Below are 17,971 nucleotides of genomic sequence, written 5' to 3'. Positions count from 1 at the left end.
TCGCCTGCACCGGCCTCTTCGCGAGCAGGCTCGCTCCCACACTTTAAATGCATTCCAAATCTGAAATGCATTCCCCTGTGGGAGCGAGCTTGCTCGCGAAAGCGGCTTCAGGATCAACAAAGAATCTCCGGAAGAATCCAATAATTAGAAGAGGTGTCGATATGCGTCTATTGAAATCCATGTTCCCGGTCGCGCTGGCGGCAATGTTCAGCGCCGGTGTGCAGGCTCAGCCACAGGTCAGCGTCTACAACTGGACCGATTACATCGGCGAAACCACCCTCGCCGACTTCCAGGCCAAAACCGGGATCAAAGTGATCTACGACGTCTTCGACTCCAATGAAACCCTGGAAGGCAAACTGCTCGCGGGCCGCACCGGCTATGACGTCGTAGTGCCGTCCAACCACTTCCTCGCCCGTCAGGTGAAAGCCGGCGCGTTCCTGAAGCTCGACCGCGAGCAACTGCCGAATTTCAAGAACCTCGACCCGAAACTATTGGCCTTGCTGGAAAAGAACGACCCACAAAATGCGCACTCCGTGCCGTACCTGTGGGGCACCAACGGCATCGGCTACAACGTCGACAAGGTCAAGCAAGTGCTGGGCGTCGATCACATCGATTCCTGGGCCGTGCTGTTCGAACCGGAAAACATCAAGAAACTCAGCCAGTGCGGCGTGTCGATGATGGACTCGGCGGATGAAGTGTTCCCGGCGATCCTCAACTACATGGGCATGGACCCACGCAGCGAAAACCCCGAAGACTTCAAAAAGGCCGAAGCCAAGTTGTTGGCGATCCGTCCTTACATCACCTATTTCCACTCCTCGAAGTACGTGTCCGACCTGGCCAACGGCGACATTTGCGTGGCCTTCGGCTACTCGGGTGACGTGTTCCAGGCCGCCAACCGCGCCAAGGAAGCCAAGAACGGTGTGAACATCGCCTACGCCATTCCCAAGGAAGGCAGCAACCTGTGGTTCGACTTGCTGGCCGTTCCCGCCGATGCGAGCAATCCAAAAGAGGCCCATGCGTTCATCAACTACCTGCTGGACCCACAAGTGATTGCCAAGGTCAGCGCGTCGGTCGGTTACGCCAACCCGAACCCGCCAGCCAAGGCATTCATGGACCCGGAACTGGTGAACAATCCTGAGGTGTATCCATCCCAGGCCGTCCTCGACAAACTCTACATTTCGACCACCCCGCCCCAGGCGATCATGCGTTTGATGACCCGTTCCTGGAGCAAAGTGAAGTCCAACAAATGACTCAGTACAGCAACGAACACACCCATTCCTACTATGCCGCGTCGGCTAACGGCCTGACGCCGCGCCCCACGTTGACTTCGGACCTGACGGCCGATGTCTGCGTGATCGGCGGCGGCTTCACCGGCGTCAACACCGCCATCGAACTGGCGCAGCGCGGGCTCTCGGTGATCCTGCTGGAGGCCCGGCGGATTGGCTGGGGCGCCAGCGGGCGCAACGGCGGCCAGTTGATTCGCGGCATCGGCCACGACGTCAGCGGGTTTGCCAAGCATGTCGGCGCCGAAGGTGTGCGCTATCTGGAACGTGCCGGCGTCGAATCGGTGCAAGTGGTGGGTAATCGAATCCGCGAACACGGCATCGATTGCGACCTGCGCTGGGGCTTCTGTGAACTGGCCAACACCCCGGCGCAGTTCGCCGGGCTGAAGGCCGAACACGCGGAGTTGATCGCGTCGGGCTACGCCCATGAAACCCGCCTGGTCGAACCCGGACAGATCCGCGAGCAGGTGGTGAACGCCGGCGTGTATGCCGGTGGTTTGGTGGACATGGGCTCGGGGCACTTGCACCCGCTGAACCTGGTGCTCGGCGAAGCCCGTGTCGCGCACTCCCTCGGCGTGCAGATCTTCGAGCAGAGCCCGGTGCTGGAACTGATCCATGGCAGTACCGTGCAAGTGCGGTGTGCCGGCGGAACGGTGCGCGCCGACAGCCTGGTGCTGGCTTGCAACGCGCATCTGGAAGAACTCGAACCCAAGCTCAGCGGCAAGGTGCTTCCGGCGGGCAGCTACATCATCGCTACCGAGCCTCTGTCGGAAGAAGCGGCGTCGAAACTGATCCCGCATAACGTCGCGCTCTGCGACCAGAAAGTTGGCCTGGATTACTACCGGCTCTCGGCGGACCGGCGTTTGCTGTTCGGCGGTGCCTGCCATTATTCCGGTCGCGATCCGGCGGACATCGCCGCCTACATGCGCCCGCAAATGCTCAAGGTATTCCCGCAACTGGCCAATGTGCGGATCGACTATCAATGGGGCGGCATGATCGGCATCTCGGCCAATCGTTTCCCCCAGGTCGGGCGCTTGAGCCAGCACCCGAACGTGTTCTACGCCCAGGGCTACTCCGGCCATGGCCTGAACGTCACCCACTGGTGCGCCAAACTGTTGGGCGAAGCCATCCATGCCGGGCACAGCAAAGGCTTCGACGTGTTCAGCGCCGTGCCGCACATGACCTTCCCCGGCGGCCGTGCCCTGCGCTCGCCACTGCTGGCGCTGGGCATGCTCTGGTACCGGATGCGAGAAATGCTGGGTTAACGTTAAGCCATCCTTCACTTGCACATGAAAAACGACAGGAGATGCCGGGCTGCCTCAAGCCGCTTCGGGTTGGTAAAAAGACACCCGGCATCCGTCGACACCCGCTAACGCCCCACCGCCGCTTCAATCGCTGCAATATCGATCTTGCCCATCTGCATCATGGCCTCGAACGCGCGCTTGGCTGCCGCTTGATCAGGACTGGTAACCGCGGCCGTCAAGACACGCGGGGTGATCTGCCACGACAAACCCCACTTGTCCTGGCACCAGCCGCAGACATTTTCCGTGCCGCCGTTGCTGACAATCGCGTTCCACAGGCGATCCGTTTCGGCTTGGTCATCGGTCGCGACCTGAAACGAAAAGGCCTGGTTATGCTTGATTCCCGACCCGCCGTTCAGGCCGAGACACGGTATGCCCATCACCGTGAACTCAACCGTCAAGACATCGCCCTGCTTGCCCGCCGGATAGTCGCCCGGCGCGCGATGCACGGCACCCACGGCACTGTCGGGAAACGTCTGGGCATAGAAAGTCGCAGCCTCCAGCGCAGTGCCGTCGTACCAGAGACAAATCGTGTTTTTGCTGATCATCGTGGTTCTCCTGGATTGGAACTCGAAGGTGCATTTTAGCAGCGCAGAGAATTGCGACCGGACGCCGAGGTATTGACCGAGGTTCGAGGCGTGTCAGCCATCAGCGAACCCCGCCGTTACACAGTGGTCACAACCAGTGATGGCATCGCAACTGATCAGCGGCCCGGGGCCTCTATAATTCAAGCGCGACGCTTGCAATCCCAACCTTTCAGGGTGCGCCGGATAACGTCAGCAAGCTCGGTTCCTGCCAGATGCAGACACTGACTGCTGGCCCCATCCAAGCTCCCTTTCTCGGAGTACGGAAATGACACGATCAATGCAATTCCTCCTCTCGTTCTTCCTCGCAACAGCCTCCTTGGCCTCGGCGAGCCTCCTCAACACAGCAGGTGCGGCCACCGCCGAGGATTTGAATGCCGACGCTCGGCAAGAACTGAAAATCCTCTACAAATCCACCCCAGCTGCCGAAACCCTTTCAAAACAGGCAAAGGCGATCCTGGTCTTCCCGAAAATCATCAAGGCTGGCCTGGTCTTCGGCGGAAGTTATGGCGAAGGCGTGTTAATGGAAGGCACGAAAATCGATAAGTATTACAACTCCGTCAGCGGGTCATGGGGGTTGCAGGCCGGCGCCCAGTCGTATGGCTATGTGGTGTTTCTGATGACCGACAAAGCAGTGAAATACCTCGCCGAAACCAAGGGTTGGGAAATCGGTGTGGGGCCCACGGTTGTCGTAGTGGATGAAGGGATTGCGAAAAACCTGTCCAGCTCGACACTGAAAGATGACGCCTACGCGTTCATTACCGACCAACAAGGGTTAATGGCCGGCGTCAGCATCGAAGGCACGAAGATTTCCCAGATCAAGCGCTGAAAACGGCGGTTTGATTGGGTGTCAGTCTCCCCTTCGACCATCACTTTTCTGCTCGATTGCTGCCCGGCTTAACGGGCAGTAATCGTCTGTGGATTCAACCGGTCGAGGCAACAGATTGGCTAAATCGTTCAGCGGGTGCTTGGTAGAGTAGTGTTTTCCGAAGGCAGCTATTTAGCTGCCTGCCACTTCTATCCCCATAAATGACTGTAGCTCTACGCAGCGGCCAATTAAGTCTCGGCAGCTCGCTGTAAGGTTATTCAACACCTGTCCTTCAGATATCAGTTAGCCATGTCCAGGCTCAGCGAAGAGAGCCGTCAGATCGTAGCTTCTCTAACTTCGCCATGAGCACCCAAGTGACTATCAACCGTCTGGCCACTGGTGGATAGCCGCGCCCCGACCTGTCCATCGACGAGATCGTGCAGTTGCTGTTAAGTGAAATCACGCGGCTCAAGGGCACCCGCGTGGTGATCGACTCTTTGTCAGGCTTCGAACTGGCGCTGGCGTCGACCTTTCGCGAAGATTTTCGCGAATCACTGTCGTGTATGGTCACCGCCCTCACCAGTGTCGGCGTCAGTGTGTTGCTGACCTCGGACCTGGAAGACCGCTACATTGCCGGCCGGCTGGTGCGGGTGCCCAGTGATGAACTGCCGAGGATGCAGGCGCTGATTGAAGGTCAGGTGCAACACATGTCTCGGTTAGTGGACGATTTGCTCGACCTCTCCCGTGCCAGCACCGGCAAGCTGCGACTGGATTGCCACCTCGTCGTCATTCACCTATGCCGCTGCACTGCATGGATCATAGTAGTCGTTGGCGTACTCTTTTGGTTCGGGTTTCCAGCAGCTTGATAGTCCGGTTATGGCCACTTGCGTCTCATGCGTTGGCCGCTTCACGTCCTGAGGAAGTCAGCCAACCAACATCGATGTTCTTGAGGCGCGTGACCCCGGATTCTACCGGTGGCTAACTATCTGCTTATTGTTTGACGCGTCATCTTATTCTATGAATCCAAGGGCTTATAGAGACAGTCGCTAAACTTAACCAGAAAGAAACTCCCTCTCAAAACATTCTCAGTAGTCACCACCCGCTCGACCTGCTTAAATAACCCGCAGGCTTACGAATTGATTGGCTATCTGGCCAATCTATTGCGCTAATGCCGATGCATAATGGGGTATAAATAATGACAATTAAGCCATCAACCCACACTTTTCCAACTAAATCGCAATCGACCATGCTGGCATTTGCTTGTGCACTGGGCGTCTCTCAGAGCGCCGAGGTTTTTGCCGAGTCGCCATCAGGGGCCAGTGTTCCAGATTCAGCGTTTTTTATAGGGTTCGGCGCCAGCGCCAATCACACCCAATTTAACAACCAGGATATTTATGCAACCGGCTTGTCGAATGTCTATGATTCGAATACCGGCGCCTATATTTCTTCCGGCTCTGCCGGTGGGCCAGCTGTCGACCTGAGCATGGACTCCGATTCAAAATTTTCGCCGTCACTGCAAGTGGGCTATTTCAAGCACTTCGAGAACAGCAAATGGCTGTGGGGCGGTAAATTTACTTACGATTACTTATCAACCAGCTCTAAGACAGACCCTTTCCTGATCCCTCAGTTTGGCGCTTACGGAACGACCTCTTTTACCGGGAATGCAGTTGTCCGCTCGTTTGAAACCGAAGTTGAACATCACATGTCTTTAGTGCCCTATATTGGCCGGTCATTTAAGTCCGGCTATATTTATGCAGGCGCTGGACCGACCGCTTCTCAAATAAACACCAAAATTACCGACTTGGTTGGTTTTGCCGACCTCAAGGGAAATCGCACGGATATATCTGGGCAGCCGACTAACTTTTCCGGTTCAGACTGGGTGTACGGCGGCACCGCGACACTGGGCGGCACCTACTTTTTAAGTGCATCGTGGTTTCTGGACTTTAGCTACAACTACTCCGTCACCAAAAGCCATACCATCGACTACTCCGCTCCATTCACAAACCCCGGCACGCCTTACACTTACACTGGTTCGCTCATCGGTAGCACCACTGGCAGTATAACGACACAATCTGCTGCGCTATCAATTAACCGGGCTTTCTAGTTTAACGTTTGGCGTCTCTCGTTATTTTATGCGTTTTAACTATTGTAAAGACCATAATCCAACGCGTTGCACAGACGAATAAAAACCCGGAACAACACAGACCGAGACGGGTGACCGTGGAAACTGAGTGCGACACCTGACCTTTCCGGTAAGGTGAAGCCCAATGAAATTATCACGAACTCATGTTGGCTTCTCGCTTATAGAAACGGTTCGTGGCCGACGGCGGTCCTCCCCGAACGGCAGCTGTTGGCCGGTTGCGCCCCATCAACGGCGGTGTCGCTTGGCAGTCTTCAAAATGATGCTGTAACGATGGCACGCCTCGCCAATCGCCAACGCAGACACCTTCTTGATCAAAAATCCCCCTCTGATACGCGCGATAATTAGCTAGCTATTTGTTAACGAAAGTCTGAAGTATTGATTTGAACTTTCAGATTCTTTCGCCGCACGGCCTGTGCCTAACATCGGCGCCACAGTGAACCAGCCTCGGTATCGCTCAGTGGATCAGATGACGCAGACGCCCGGACCTAATGTCCTCTGCCCCGGTTGACCATTGATCGCTGATTGGCTTGGCGCCATCGAAGTGCTTTTGCAGTAGGCCCTGGGATTTTTGAGGATCACCGATGAAGCTGGAAATTTTTCGCACGCTGTGGGGTTACACCGCCAGCAAAGCTCAAGCGCTCGAGGAGTTGCTGCAAGCCGGCTTTGATGGCATGGAAGCACGCCTGCCACTGGACGCCCGGGAACGGGCTGAGTTTGGCGCCTTTCTCCAGGCCAATCGCCTGGGCTATATCAGCACTGTCTTCACCGCCTACGACGTGCTGCCGGAACAGTCGGCATCGCCTGCCGTCCACCTCAATGACCTCGATCAGAAACTCGCCTGGGCTGCCGAACTCGGCCCTCGTTTCGTCAATGTGCTGGCAGGCAATGATCGCTGGTCCTTGCCGCAACAAGTGGAGTTCTTCGGTCAAGCACTGGAACTGGCGCGCAAGCATGGTCAGGTGTGCAGTTTCGAAACTCACCGTTCGCGTTCGCTGTTCAACCCCTGGGTGACCCTGGAGTTGATCCGGCAACTGCCCGAGTTGCTGTTCACCAGTGACATCAGCCATTGGGTCGTGACTTGCGAGCGTCTGCTGAATGACCCGGCCGATGACCTCAGCGCCTTCATCGAGCGCGTTCACCATATCCAGGCCCGGGTCGGTTACGACCAAGGCCCGCAGGTCCCACACCCGGCAGCTCCCGAATATGCAAAAGAACTGGCTTTCCATCAGCAGCATTGGGAAAGCATCTGGCGTTCGCAGCAAACTCGCGGTTACCAGGTCAGCACCCTGACCCCGGAATTCGGCGCCGACGGCTACCTGCATCACTTGCCCTTCACCAACGTCCCGGTGGCCGATTTGTGGTCATTGAACGTGTGGATGGGCCAGACCGAGCGCGAACACTTCGAGCGTTTCCACCACTCAAGCCGTCCTTAGGGAGCCGATGCGTCATGCCTGACAATAAAAACAACAGCGCCAGCACTGACACCCACACAGCCAACTTCAATAGCATCCCGGTGGTGAACATCGCCGGTCTGTTCAGCTATGAACTGGAACACCGCCTGGCCGTGGCCGAACAATTGGGACGCGCCGCCAGCGACGTCGGGTTCCTCTATATCACCGATCACGGCATCGACCCGCAACTGATCGCCAACCTGCGCAAGGCTGCCAAGGATTTTTTCGACCAGCCTTTCGACACCAAGATGCAGCACTACATCGGCACCTCGCAAACCCACAAGGGCTTTGTTCCCGAAGGCGAAGAGGTCTACTCCAAAGGCAAGCCGGACCACAAGGAAGCCTTTGACGTCGGCTTCGAAGTCCCGGCCGATGACCCGCTGGTGCTGGCCAACACTCCATTGCTGGGGCCTAACGACTGGCCGCAACTGGCAGGTTTCAAGGCGTCAGTGCAGGCCTACTATGAAGCGATCTTCGCGTTGGGCCGGCGCCTGTTCGGCGGCTTTGCCCTGACCCTGGGCCTGGAAGAAAACTATTTCGACAGCCTGGTCACCCGCCCGCCATCCAAACTGCGGCTGATTCACTACCCCTTCGACGGCGCCGCCCACGACGCACCGGGGCTTGGCGCCCATACTGATTATGAGTGCTTCACCATTCTCTTGGCCGACAAACCTGGCCTTGAGGTGATGAACAACCTTGGGCAATGGATCGATGCACCACCGATGGCCGATGCCTTTGTCGTCAATATTGGCGACATGCTTGAAGTCATGACGGCAGGCGCATTCGTTGCCACTGCACACCGGGTGCGCAGCGTGAAAGAGGAGCGCTATTCCTTTCCTCTGTTTTATGCCTGCGACTATCACACCCAGATCAAACCGCTGCCAGGGTTCGCCCAGGCAGGCAACGACTACGAAGAAATCACGATCGGCGAACACATGTATGGCCAAGCTCTGCAGACCTATCAGTATCTGCGTCAGAGGGTAGCCAATGGGGAAGTTCAACTGCCAGGCAAGGCACGCAAGCCCGCCAGTTTCGGACATTTGAAAAATCAGGTTCAACCGTCCTGATTGAAGTTTTCAGTTACACCCTTACCTACGCCGGAGTCAGTAAAAGATGAAAAACAATAAAAAGAACCTGTTGAGCTTGGCTGTATTGGCAGCCGGTATGCTCGGTGCCTCGGTGAGCATGGCTGCGACCGGCCCGTTCAAGGTCGGCATGGAAATCACTTACCCTCCGTTCGAGTCCTATGACAAGGACAAAAACGTCGTGGGTTCCGATCCTGAACTGGCAGCGGCACTGGCCAAGCACATGAACACCACGGTGGAGTTCGTCGACACCAAGTTCCCGAGCCTGATCCTGGGCTTGAACTCGGGCAAATACGACGCGGTCATTTCCGGCATGTACATCACACCGGAACGCCAGACTCAGGCCCAGACCATCGCCTATGCCAACACCGGTGCCGCGGTCATGGTGCCCAAGGGCAGCGAAATCAATGCAAAAAAACCTGAAGACCTGTGTGGCTTGAAACTGGGTCTGGAACAGGGCACCACCTGGGTCAAGGAATTCCGCAAACTGTCCGATGAATATTGCGTGCCGAACAACAAAGGCGCGATCACCGTCAGCGAGTACCCTTCGGCGCCTGAAGTCACCCAGGCCCTGTTGTCCAAGAACATTCAGGCCCAGGTTGAAATCGCGGGCGCGGCAAAATTGATCGCGGAAAAGACCAACGGCCGAGTCGTCATCACCACCGATCACCCGATCTATCAGCAAACCCTGGGCATTTTCGTCAAGAAAGGTAACGAAGAAACCTTCCAGGCGGTGCAAAAGGCTTTCGAGGAGACCAAGAAGAGTGGTGAGTATGCCGCTATTCTTAAAAAATACGCCTTGGAAGAACCGACCTCCCATTAAGAACCTGTCCTTGTAGTCTGGTCATCTGCCGCCCCTGCATGGGGGTGGCAGATCGAGGTGCCCTATGCCATTCGATTGGTCGTATTTCTTCTCCCTGTTCTCCCTGCCGGACTTCTGGAACGCCTGCGTCACGGTGATCCAGCTCAGTGCCCTGGCCTGGTTCATCGGCATGCTGCTGGGTTTTCTCCTGGCCTCGGCCAAGCTGTCCCAATCGCCCTTGCTGCGCATTCCCGCAGCGGTCTACATCTGGTTCTTTCGCAGCATTCCGTTGCTGGTGCTGGTGGTGTTCGTCTACAACTTGCCGCAATTGTTTCCCGGTAGCGGCCCGATTCTGTCCAACCCCTTCTACTCCGGCTTGCTGGCCCTGGTGGTCACCGAAGCGGCGTACATGGCGGAGATCCATCGTGGCGGCCTGATTTCCGTGGCCAAGGGCCAGAAGGAAGCCGGGCGCGCGCTGGGCGTCGGCGTGTTCGGCATGCAACGTTTGATCGTGATCCCCCAGGCATTCCGTATTTCACTGCCCACGTTGATCAATGAATACATCACGGTGGTCAAGCTGACATCGCTGGTCTCGGTCATCTCCCTGACCGAAATCCTCACAGTCGGCCAACGCCTCTATGCCACTAACTTCCTGGTCATGGAAACCCTGGCGGCAGTCGGCGTCTACTACGTGTTGATCGTCACCGTGTTCGGCTATTTCCTGCAGCGTCTGGAACGCTACCTGGACCTGAATTTCCGCAAGCCGCACACACTCGATGACGCGGCCGTGGCGAAGTTCAAAGCCTGCGCCGAAGCACTGCCCGACAGCGCGCGCAAAGCCGCCGGCAATAATGCGACACCCATCCTGCAATTGAAGAATATCCAGAAGAGCTATGGCACGCATAAAGTGCTTTTGGGCATCGACCTGACTGTCACATACGGCCAGGTGGTCTCGATCATCGGGCCCTCCGGCTCCGGCAAAACGTCGCTGATCCGCACGGTCAACGGGCTGGAAAGCATCGATACCGGCGACATTCTGTTGTTCGGCGAAACATTCATTGAGGCGTCGGACAAGCCCGACAGCGCCCGCCTGCGCAAAGGCGTGCGGCACATCGGCATGGTGTTCCAGAACTTCAATCTGTTCCCGCACCGCACCATTCTCGACAACGTCACGCTGGCACCGCGTTACCACGGTCAGCCAGGCGAGCTGAGTGAACATCGTGCCTACGCGCTACTGGACAAGGTCGGCCTGCTGGCCCATGCCCACAAGTACCCGCACCAGCTCTCCGGCGGGCAGCAACAGCGCGTGGCCATCGCCCGGGCCCTGGCGATGGAGCCGCAGATCATGCTGTTCGACGAGCCGACCTCGGCCCTCGACCCGGAACTGGTCAACGACGTGCTCAATGTGATCCGCGACTTGGCCAAGGAAGGCATGACCATGCTGATCGTGACCCACGAAATGGACTTTGCCATGTCAATCTCCGATCGGGTGATTTTCATGGAGAACGGCAATATTCAACTCGATGCCGCGCCTGAAACCATACGTTGCGATGCCGAGGGCGAACGAGTGCGGCGCTTTATGGGCATCGGTGCTCAGTCGCCCAACCGCTCCGCAGCGGTGGATCACGCATGAACAGGCAACTCCTTTTTTTGAGCGCTCTTCTTTCAGGAAAACACGCATGAATCTTGGAATAGCAGGACGCTGGGCGCTGGTATGCGCCGCCAGCAAAGGCCTGGGTAAAGCCTGCGCACAGGCACTCGTCAGCGAAGGCGTGAACGTGGTGATTACTGCGCGGGGCGAACACACGCTAAATGAAACAGCCCTTCAGCTCAGAGCGATCAATCCTGAGGTGACGGTCATCGCCGTGGCGGGAGACATATCGACGCCTGAAGGCCGGGCAGCCGCCCTCCTGGCCCACGAGCATTTCGACATCTTGATCAACAACGCTGGCGGCCCTCCTCCCGGGGATTTCCGCGAATGGGATCGCGACGCCTGGCTCAAAGCACTGGACGCCAACATGCTCACGCCGATCGAGTTGATCAAGGCAACAGTAGACGGCATGGCGGCACGCGGATTTGGCCGGATCATCAACATCACGTCGAGTGCCGTGAAGTCGCCTATCGAAAGCCTCGGCCTGTCCAACGGCGCGCGCAGTGGCCTGACGGGGTTCATCGCGGGGCTTGCCCGGCAGGAACACATTGCCAGTCGTAATGTGACGATCAACAACCTGCAACCGGGCTCCTTCGACACCGATCGACTGCGTGACAACCTGGTCGCGGCGGCCCGGGAGTCGGGGCAAGACAGTGAGGCATTCCTCGACGAATGCCGCCGTGAAATCCCTGCCAAACGCTTTGGCTCACCCGAGGAATTCGGTGCGCTGTGTGCCTTCGTTTGCAGCCGCCACGCAGGCTACCTGACCGGACAGAATTTGTTGATTGATGGCGGGGCAATTCGCTCCAGCCAGTAATGACGGCAGGCACAACGGAGCGGACCTCGCAACGGGGTCCGTTCCAGCGCAACCCCCCGTTTAAACAACAAAAATCCCGCCTGTTTAAACGAAGCCTCCTGTTACCACCCAAAGGCTACAACGCCTTGCGCCATGGCCTACGGGTAAGACAGAATCCGCCGGCTTGTGCGTCCAGGTCCCCGTCGTTAACTTGATTCCTGTCACTGCTCATCAGTGATCGGGTCTGCAAGCCCGCCGGAACACCAGTCGCATAGCCCAGCCAACGGACGCTCGTTCATGTCCGCAAAAATGGCGGCTTTGTGCGGGAGACCTTCGGGTCTGCCGGGTTCCTGGTTTCCCGGTCTTGCAGACCCGCACATCGCTGCCACCCATCATCTGCAAGTGATGTTGGTAGCTCCTCGTGAACAATCAGGAGTTTCACCATGATCAAACCAACACCCAACCCACCGGACACCGATCCGGCATCACCCTACGAATCGCTCGATTCCAAAAAACTCCACGAAGCAGCCGAACGCGCCCTCGACCATTACCTCAACCCGGCCGCCCAAATCATGGCCAGCACCCACGAACCCGAACCGATGTTCCTCGCCAACCCCAAGTACGACACCGAATCCCTGCTGGTCAACGCCAGCGAATCACTGGGCTCGGCCACCACCATGCTCAGTAATTTGGCGGCGCTACTGGACCACTCAAACCGTAAGACCCTGCTGGGGATTACCCAAGTGGTGATGTTGGGGGAATTGGCGGTGAATCAGGCGCTGGATAAGGTTGAAGTGAAGGCGTAAGCACGGCCCTTCTATTCACCTTAATCGAACGTTCCAGTGCGCACCTCCCCTTCGCGCACGTATCGGGTGATCAGCACGCCGCCCGGCGTGCTGGTCGAATGCGCCAACGTGAAGGCCCAAGCCTGCGCCGTGTCATCGAACAAGCGCTTGCCGCGCCCCAGCATGACGGGAAACGTCATCAACCGAAGTTCGTCGACCACTCCGGCGGCGAGCAGCTGGCGCACCAGATCGCCGCTGCCCTGGGTCAACAGATCGGCACCGTCCTGTTGCTTGAGTGAACGTATCGCATCGGCAAGGTTTCCTTCCAAGGCACGACTGTGCTGCCATTCCAGCGTATCGGGGTGATGCGTGGCCACATGCTTCGGCGCCCGGTTGAACAGGTCAGCAATACAATGGCTATGGGAATCGGCCTTTTGCTGCGGCCAATACGCCGCAAATATGTCGTAGGTGCGACGGCCCAGCAACAATTCGAACGGCTGCGAAAACAGGTCCTGTACCGCCTCGCCAGAGACCTTGTCGGCGTGGGGCACGATCCAGCCACCGAAACGGAATTCGCCGCTGGTGTCTTCTTCAGGACCGCCGGGGGCTTGCATAACGCCATCCAGACTCAGGAAAGCGGCAACGGTGAGCTTGCGCATAGTCTTCTCCTGTTGAGTGCGCGTATCGGGAATGCCGGGGATCACAGCGTACCCGCCGATTCATTCCCTGACAGATAGTCGAACGAGCCGTTGCGAAATCGACAGTACGCCGTACAGATGAAGGTTCACCGATACCGCATCGTTTTGCATTTCGATTTGCTCAATTGCAAGGCACTTCTATATTGAGGAGGTGCTCTGAACTTCCTGCCTACTGTTGAGCCTTGGCCCATGGCGAATACTGATCAATTGATCATCTGCGAGCACTGCGACTCTGTGTATGAAAAAGTCACGCTCGCCAAACACCAGAAAACCCTGTGCACCTGCTGCGGCGGCGTGCTCCAGCGTTACAACGGCCTGACGGTGGAGCAACGACTGGCGTTAACCTTCACGGCGTTGGTGCTGTGGATTTTCGCCAATTTCTATCCGGTCATGAGCATCAGCCTCAAAGGCTTGAAAAACAGCGCAACCCTGTGGGATTCGGTATTGGCCCTGAGCCTGGGTCCGATCACGTTCATCGCGATGGTCGCCGCGATTGCAATGATCATCGCGCCGATTTTCCAGCTGTTGCTGCTGATCTGGGTCCTGGGTTTCGCCCTCTCGCACCGACGTTCCCCCGGTTTCAAGTTCTGCATGCGCTGGCTGGAATCCCTGCGGCCCTGGAGCATGCTGGAAGTCTGCCTGCTCGGCGCCATGGTCGCGGTGATCAAACTGGCCGGATTGCTCGACGTACTGCCCGGCATCGGCCTGTTTGCGCTGGCCGTGCTCAGCCTGATGATGATCCGCATCGCCGGGCGCGATATCCGTGAATTATGGGACATCCTATGAACATGCCCCCGGTCGCCAGCGACCTCAACCTCTGCCTGTGCCATAGCTGCGGCATGGCCTGCGACATGACCGGTGAGCCCCACGAATGCGAGCGTTGCGGCGCGCCGCTGCACCGGCGCAAATCCAATTCGCTGGCCCGCACCTGGGCCTACATGTTCACCGCCCTGGCGTTTTACGTGCCGGCCAATTTGTTGCCGGTGATGAACACCAAGATGGTCGGCAATGGCGCCGACAGCACGATCATGAGCGGCGTCCTGGAGTTCTGGCAGCACGGTGCATGGGACATTGCCCTGATCATTTTCATTGCCAGCATTGCGGTGCCGGGCATCAAGTTCGTGGCCCTGACCATGTTGCTGGTGACCGTCCAGCGCGGGAGCCTGTGGGCACGCAAGGAGCGGTCGCAGCTGTACCGCTTCGTCGAGATCATTGGTTACTGGTCAATGCTCGATGTGATTGTGGTGGCGATGGTGGCCTCTCTGGTGAAGTTTCAAGCCCTGGCCGACATTGAACCGCGCCCGGGCATTCTGTTTTTCGGTTTGGTGGTGGTGTTCACCATGCTGGCGGCGATGAGTTTCGACCCGCGCCTGATCTGGGATAAAAAGCGGGAAAACCCACAAAACGAGGAGGTCATGGATGAAGTCGCAAGCCACTGAAGGGCCTCAAGCCCCCGGACAGGCCCCGGTCAAGACCGGTCGCAGTCTCTCACTGGTCTGGATCGTGCCCATTGTTGCGGTATTGGTCGGGCTGTCACTGGTGGTCCACAGCATCTTGCAGGAAGGCCCGACCATCACCGTCACGTTCAAGACCGGTTCTGGCCTGACGGCCAACAAGACTGAGGTTAAATACCGCAATGTGGTGATCGGCCAGGTCGCCGATGTGGAGTTGAGCAACGACCAGAAGAATGTCAACGCCACGATCAAACTGACCAAACAAGCCGAAAGTTTCACCCGTTCAGACTCGCAATTCTGGGTCGTGCGGCCACGTATTGGTGCCGGCGGGGTTTCGGGCATTGATACGCTGCTGTCCGGGGACTATATCGGCGCCGACATTGGCCAGGCCAATGGCCGCTCGAAAACCTTCAAAGGTCTGGAAAACCCGCCACCGATCACCTATGGCGAGCCGGGCAAGCGGTTCACCTTGCATACACAGGACCTGGGTTCGCTGGACATCGGCTCGCCGGTTTACTACCGCAAGATTCCGGTTGGCCAGGTGGTGGCCTACGCGCTGGACCCCGACGGCAAAGGGGTAAACATCGACCTGTTTATTCATGCGCCCAATGACCAGTACGTCACCGAAAACACCCGATTCTGGAATGCCAGCGGTGTGGACGTGAGCGTCGGCGCCAACGGTTTTGCGCTCAAGACCGAGTCCTTGTCCTCTCTGTTGGTGGGCGGTATCGCCTTCCGCGCGCCGGACTACAACCCCAACGACAAGCCGGCCGCCGAAGAGTATGCCTACGAGCTGTTCGAAGACCAGCAAACCGCCCTCGCCCCGCCCAATGGCAAGGCGCAGTTCCTGGCCCTGCGTTTCGATCAGGCGATGCGCGGGCTCAAGGTTGATGCGCCGGTGGAATTTCTCGGCATGGAAATCGGCAGAGTGGTGTCGGTCAACCTGGATTTTGACCCGGTAAAACGTACTTTCCCGGTCAACGTCGGCATTGTGATCTACCCGCAACGCCTGGGTCAGGCCCACACCAAAATGATCAAGGCGCTCAATCATGACCCTAATGACGAAGCGGCTGGCGTGCGGATGATCGGTACCTTCATCGACAACGGTCTGCGTGCCCAGGCCCGTACCGGCAACCTGCTGACCGGCCAGTTGTACATCGCTCTGGACTTCTACCCCAAAGCAGACAAAGTCGCTTTCGATCCCAACGTGCGCCCGGTCATGATTCCAACGGTGCCGGGCAGCCTCGAACAGTTGCAGGAAAAGCTTGAAGCCATGATCAGCAAGATCAACAAGCTGCCCGTGGAGCGCATTGCCGACAACCTCGACAGCAACCTTGTGGAACTGCGCAAAGGGCTGGTGAAATTCAACGGCAAGACACTGCCCGGCGTAGATACCACCCTGTCGGAAGTCAGCAAGACCCTGCAGTCGGCCAATACGACCCTGCAATCCGCCAACTCCACCATTGCCGAAGATTCGCCACAAAGGGAAAAACTGGGGCAGACCCTGGATGAGCTTTCACGTACGTCGCGATCCTTGCGTGAACTGACGGATTACCTGGGCCGCCATCCGGAGTCACTGATTCGTGGTCGACCTGACAATGCCGCGGCAAAGGACCTGAAATAATGACCGGGACGCAGAAGAAAGGAGCAACACCTATGGGTTTTTCGCCAAAGCTCACCTTGGTCACTGCGCTGTTACTGCTCGCGGCCTGCCGCAGTGATCCTGTTCACTATCACACCCTGATGCCGCCTCAAACGGGGGGCGCGGCGCACAATAATGCGGTGTCCATCGAGATTGAGAGCCTCAGTGTGCCAGCGCAGGTCGACCGGCCACAGGTGGTGATTCGCCAAGGCAACAGCGGCCTGGTGCTGCTCGAAACCGAATGGTGGGGGGCGTCGCTGGGCGATGAGTTTCGAAGCGCCCTGATCGATCAATTGGCCAGCGCCAATCCCCCGCGCAAGCTGTCATTGCGCATTGATGTCCAACGCTTTGATTCGGTTCCCGGGCAATATGGGCTGATTGACGCGACCTGGCGCCTGCGCGTGACCGGCGAAGGCAATGGGGCAGCACTCACCTGCCGCAGCACGTTGCAAACGCCTTCAGGCGCGAGCATTGAAGATCTGGTTGCCGCCCAGCAGAACAACGTCAAACGCCTGGCTGCACTGATCGGACAGGCGGCCAGGGGCACACGACAGAGTTGCCCGTCCTCCTGACTTTAATGCCCGGACACTGTTCAGCGGTGCTTCCGTCACCGCTGAACCAAGCATGACAGGATGGTTTTATATCGACACGTCAAACGTCGTGACAGGGGCCGAATAAGCGATAAGGGTTCTCAATCATTGACTAAGTTGGCAGCGCCCACATCCTGAGCAATTTTTTCACATTCGTTTCACTCCTCCGCTACCTGCCCGCCTCTAGTTTTGCTCGTAACTCTCCTACTTCAGATAACGAACGACACATGACTTCGCGCACAGTAAAACTGGCGTCATTGATCGCCACCTCGGTGGTTGCTGTAGTTGTCACGGGTTTGGTCTTGTGGCCGAGATCGCCCACTCACCTGGTCAGTGCCGAGAGCGCTGCCAAGGCTGAACTCTTTCAAGACTGGCAGGCTGGCGAAGTGGTTGCGCTGGTCCGTCACGCCGAGCGGTGCGACCAATCCAGCAACCCGTGCCTGGGGCCGGCGGACGGTATCACTCGCTTCGGCAACGAATCCTCCACGGCGGTCGGCCAGCACTTCATGCGCCTGGGCATGGCGCAAACCGATGTGTTGAGCAGCCCGGCCACGCGCACGATACAAACGTCGCACGCGATGTTCGGCAATGACCCCAAGACACAGGAATGGCTGGTGACTTGTGGCAAGACACTGCGCAATGACGTGGTCGCGCACAAGCAGGCCCATCGCAATCTGGTACTGGTCTCTCACAGTGGCTGCATTGGCGACTTCCTGGCCGAGACCGGTTTCCCGCATGCGGCCAAGAGTGAATACGGCAGTACAGTGTTCCTGCGCATCGACACTAATGGGCAACTCCAAGTGCTGGGCATTATTAATCCTGAAGACTGGAACGCAGTGCAGGGGAAATAAACAACGGCGCGCCAACAGCCATCAGTAGCCGCCGACTCGACTTGAGT

17 protein-coding genes and 1 pseudogene are annotated in these 17,971 nt (G+C 57.7%); 16 read left to right on the top strand and 2 right to left on the bottom strand.

All coding sequences use genetic code 11. The features are described 5' to 3' along the window. Positions 1-161 precede the first annotated feature (161 nt). Entirely contained in the window at positions 162-1,250 is a 1,089-nt protein-coding gene (locus D882_RS0109910; protein WP_027923089.1) for a polyamine ABC transporter substrate-binding protein, read from the top strand. After that, positions 1,247-2,548: an FAD-binding oxidoreductase gene (locus D882_RS0109905; protein ID WP_027923088.1), complete on the top strand. Its 1,302-nt coding sequence runs from the start codon at positions 1,247-1,249 to the stop codon at positions 2,546-2,548. Before D882_RS0109910 ends, D882_RS0109905 begins: the two co-directional genes overlap by 4 nt. 104 nt (positions 2,549-2,652) lie before the next feature. Here the strand turns inward: D882_RS0109905 and D882_RS0109900 are convergent, their stop codons facing one another. Beyond that, complete coding sequence (locus D882_RS0109900; RefSeq protein ID WP_027923087.1) at positions 2,653-3,132, bottom strand: VOC family protein; 480 nt, start codon at positions 3,130-3,132, stop codon at positions 2,653-2,655. Between the two features lie 304 nt (positions 3,133-3,436). Between D882_RS0109900 and D882_RS0109895 the strand changes: the two genes are divergently transcribed. The 9 genes and pseudogenes from D882_RS0109895 to D882_RS0109855 all read left to right on the top strand — a co-directional run bounded on the left by D882_RS0109895 (position 3,437) and on the right by D882_RS0109855 (position 12,710). Further along, the gene (locus D882_RS0109895) at positions 3,437-3,997 is read left to right on the top strand and encodes a YSC84-related protein (RefSeq protein WP_027923086.1); all 561 of its coding nucleotides are present in this window, start codon (positions 3,437-3,439) and stop codon (positions 3,995-3,997) included. Between the two features lie 392 nt (positions 3,998-4,389). Continuing rightward, positions 4,390-4,605 (top strand): annotated as a pseudogene (locus tag D882_RS1000000131955) (protein kinase); the annotation flags it as partial. Between the two features lie 566 nt (positions 4,606-5,171). Further along, on the top strand, positions 5,172-6,080 hold the full coding sequence (locus tag D882_RS0109885) for an outer membrane protein (protein ID WP_155953716.1): 909 nt from the start codon (positions 5,172-5,174) through the stop codon (positions 6,078-6,080). A 620-nt stretch (positions 6,081-6,700) separates the two neighbouring features. Beyond that, positions 6,701-7,552, top strand: a complete 852-nt coding sequence (locus D882_RS0109880; protein WP_027923083.1) for a sugar phosphate isomerase/epimerase — start codon at positions 6,701-6,703, stop codon at positions 7,550-7,552. Positions 7,553-7,566: 14 nt separating this feature from the next. Beyond that, positions 7,567-8,637, top strand: coding sequence for an isopenicillin N synthase family oxygenase (locus D882_RS0109875; protein ID WP_027923082.1), 1,071 nt, complete (start codon positions 7,567-7,569; stop codon positions 8,635-8,637). 46 nt (positions 8,638-8,683) lie between these two features. Beyond that, the gene (locus D882_RS0109870; RefSeq protein WP_027923081.1) at positions 8,684-9,478 is read left to right on the top strand and encodes an ABC transporter substrate-binding protein; all 795 of its coding nucleotides are present in this window, start codon (positions 8,684-8,686) and stop codon (positions 9,476-9,478) included. 64 nt (positions 9,479-9,542) lie between these two features. Then, a complete protein-coding gene (locus D882_RS0109865) occupies positions 9,543-11,090 on the top strand; it encodes an amino acid ABC transporter permease/ATP-binding protein (RefSeq protein WP_027923080.1) in 1,548 nt (515 codons plus the stop codon). A gap of 46 nt (positions 11,091-11,136) precedes the next feature. Beyond that, positions 11,137-11,925, top strand: a complete 789-nt coding sequence (locus tag D882_RS0109860; RefSeq protein WP_027923079.1) for an SDR family oxidoreductase — start codon at positions 11,137-11,139, stop codon at positions 11,923-11,925. A gap of 422 nt (positions 11,926-12,347) precedes the next feature. Further along, positions 12,348-12,710 carry a DUF6124 family protein gene (locus D882_RS0109855; protein WP_027923078.1) on the top strand — a complete coding sequence of 121 codons (363 nt, stop codon included), beginning with the start codon at positions 12,348-12,350 and terminating at the stop codon, positions 12,708-12,710. A gap of 20 nt (positions 12,711-12,730) precedes the next feature. Here D882_RS0109855 and D882_RS0109850 read toward each other — a convergent pair whose 3' ends face one another. After that, the gene (locus tag D882_RS0109850) at positions 12,731-13,348 is read right to left on the bottom strand and encodes a dihydrofolate reductase family protein (protein ID WP_027923077.1); all 618 of its coding nucleotides are present in this window, start codon (positions 13,346-13,348) and stop codon (positions 12,731-12,733) included. 228 nt (positions 13,349-13,576) lie between these two features. On the opposite strand from D882_RS0109850, the gene D882_RS0109845 reads away from it, so the two are divergent. The 5 genes from D882_RS0109845 (at position 13,577) to D882_RS0109825 (ending at position 17,924) form a co-directional block, all read left to right on the top strand. Further along, positions 13,577-14,173 carry a paraquat-inducible protein A gene (locus D882_RS0109845; protein WP_027923076.1) on the top strand — a complete coding sequence of 199 codons (597 nt, stop codon included), beginning with the start codon at positions 13,577-13,579 and terminating at the stop codon, positions 14,171-14,173. After that, positions 14,170-14,826, top strand: coding sequence for a paraquat-inducible protein A (locus tag D882_RS0109840; protein ID WP_027923075.1), 657 nt, complete (start codon positions 14,170-14,172; stop codon positions 14,824-14,826). The genes D882_RS0109845 and D882_RS0109840 overlap by 4 nt, the downstream gene beginning before the upstream one ends. Continuing rightward, a complete protein-coding gene (locus D882_RS0109835) occupies positions 14,807-16,465 on the top strand; it encodes an intermembrane transport protein PqiB (RefSeq protein ID WP_027923074.1) in 1,659 nt (552 codons plus the stop codon). The genes D882_RS0109840 and D882_RS0109835 overlap by 20 nt, the downstream gene beginning before the upstream one ends. Before the next feature lie 32 nt (positions 16,466-16,497). Next, positions 16,498-17,055: a membrane integrity-associated transporter subunit PqiC gene (locus D882_RS0109830; RefSeq protein WP_027923073.1), complete on the top strand. Its 558-nt coding sequence runs from the start codon at positions 16,498-16,500 to the stop codon at positions 17,053-17,055. Positions 17,056-17,300: 245 nt separating this feature from the next. After that, the gene (locus D882_RS0109825) at positions 17,301-17,924 is read left to right on the top strand and encodes a histidine phosphatase family protein (protein ID WP_050590166.1); all 624 of its coding nucleotides are present in this window, start codon (positions 17,301-17,303) and stop codon (positions 17,922-17,924) included. The last annotated feature ends 47 nt before the right edge of the window (positions 17,925-17,971 follow it).

The sequence above is a fragment of the Pseudomonas sp. URMO17WK12:I12 genome (assembly GCF_000514395.1).
GTDB classification, from domain to species: domain Bacteria; phylum Pseudomonadota; class Gammaproteobacteria; order Pseudomonadales; family Pseudomonadaceae; genus Aquipseudomonas; species Aquipseudomonas mucoides.
The sequence above is the reverse complement of the archived record's forward strand: the minus strand, read 5'-3'. Positions and strand labels throughout refer to the sequence as shown.

What these genes read in the sequence shown, in the direction of transcription:
- D882_RS0109910 (WP_027923089.1), top strand. Translation starts at nt 162, where the DNA reads ATGCGTCTATTGAAATCCATGTTCCCGGTCGCGCTGGCGGCAATGTTC.
- D882_RS0109905 (WP_027923088.1), top strand. Translation starts at nt 1,247, where the DNA reads ATGACTCAGTACAGCAACGAACACACCCATTCCTACTATGCCGCGTCG.
- D882_RS0109900 (WP_027923087.1), bottom strand. Translation starts at nt 3,132, where the DNA reads ATGATCAGCAAAAACACGATTTGTCTCTGGTACGACGGCACTGCGCTG.
- D882_RS0109895 (WP_027923086.1), top strand. Translation starts at nt 3,437, where the DNA reads ATGACACGATCAATGCAATTCCTCCTCTCGTTCTTCCTCGCAACAGCC.
- D882_RS0109885 (WP_155953716.1), top strand. Translation starts at nt 5,172, where the DNA reads ATGACAATTAAGCCATCAACCCACACTTTTCCAACTAAATCGCAATCG.
- D882_RS0109880 (WP_027923083.1), top strand. Translation starts at nt 6,701, where the DNA reads ATGAAGCTGGAAATTTTTCGCACGCTGTGGGGTTACACCGCCAGCAAA.
- D882_RS0109875 (WP_027923082.1), top strand. Translation starts at nt 7,567, where the DNA reads ATGCCTGACAATAAAAACAACAGCGCCAGCACTGACACCCACACAGCC.
- D882_RS0109870 (WP_027923081.1), top strand. Translation starts at nt 8,684, where the DNA reads ATGAAAAACAATAAAAAGAACCTGTTGAGCTTGGCTGTATTGGCAGCC.
- D882_RS0109865 (WP_027923080.1), top strand. Translation starts at nt 9,543, where the DNA reads ATGCCATTCGATTGGTCGTATTTCTTCTCCCTGTTCTCCCTGCCGGAC.
- D882_RS0109860 (WP_027923079.1), top strand. Translation starts at nt 11,137, where the DNA reads ATGAATCTTGGAATAGCAGGACGCTGGGCGCTGGTATGCGCCGCCAGC.
- D882_RS0109855 (WP_027923078.1), top strand. Translation starts at nt 12,348, where the DNA reads ATGATCAAACCAACACCCAACCCACCGGACACCGATCCGGCATCACCC.
- D882_RS0109850 (WP_027923077.1), bottom strand. Translation starts at nt 13,348, where the DNA reads ATGCGCAAGCTCACCGTTGCCGCTTTCCTGAGTCTGGATGGCGTTATG.
- D882_RS0109845 (WP_027923076.1), top strand. Translation starts at nt 13,577, where the DNA reads ATGGCGAATACTGATCAATTGATCATCTGCGAGCACTGCGACTCTGTG.
- D882_RS0109840 (WP_027923075.1), top strand. Translation starts at nt 14,170, where the DNA reads ATGAACATGCCCCCGGTCGCCAGCGACCTCAACCTCTGCCTGTGCCAT.
- D882_RS0109835 (WP_027923074.1), top strand. Translation starts at nt 14,807, where the DNA reads ATGAAGTCGCAAGCCACTGAAGGGCCTCAAGCCCCCGGACAGGCCCCG.
- D882_RS0109830 (WP_027923073.1), top strand. Translation starts at nt 16,498, where the DNA reads ATGGGTTTTTCGCCAAAGCTCACCTTGGTCACTGCGCTGTTACTGCTC.
- D882_RS0109825 (WP_050590166.1), top strand. Translation starts at nt 17,301, where the DNA reads ATGACTTCGCGCACAGTAAAACTGGCGTCATTGATCGCCACCTCGGTG.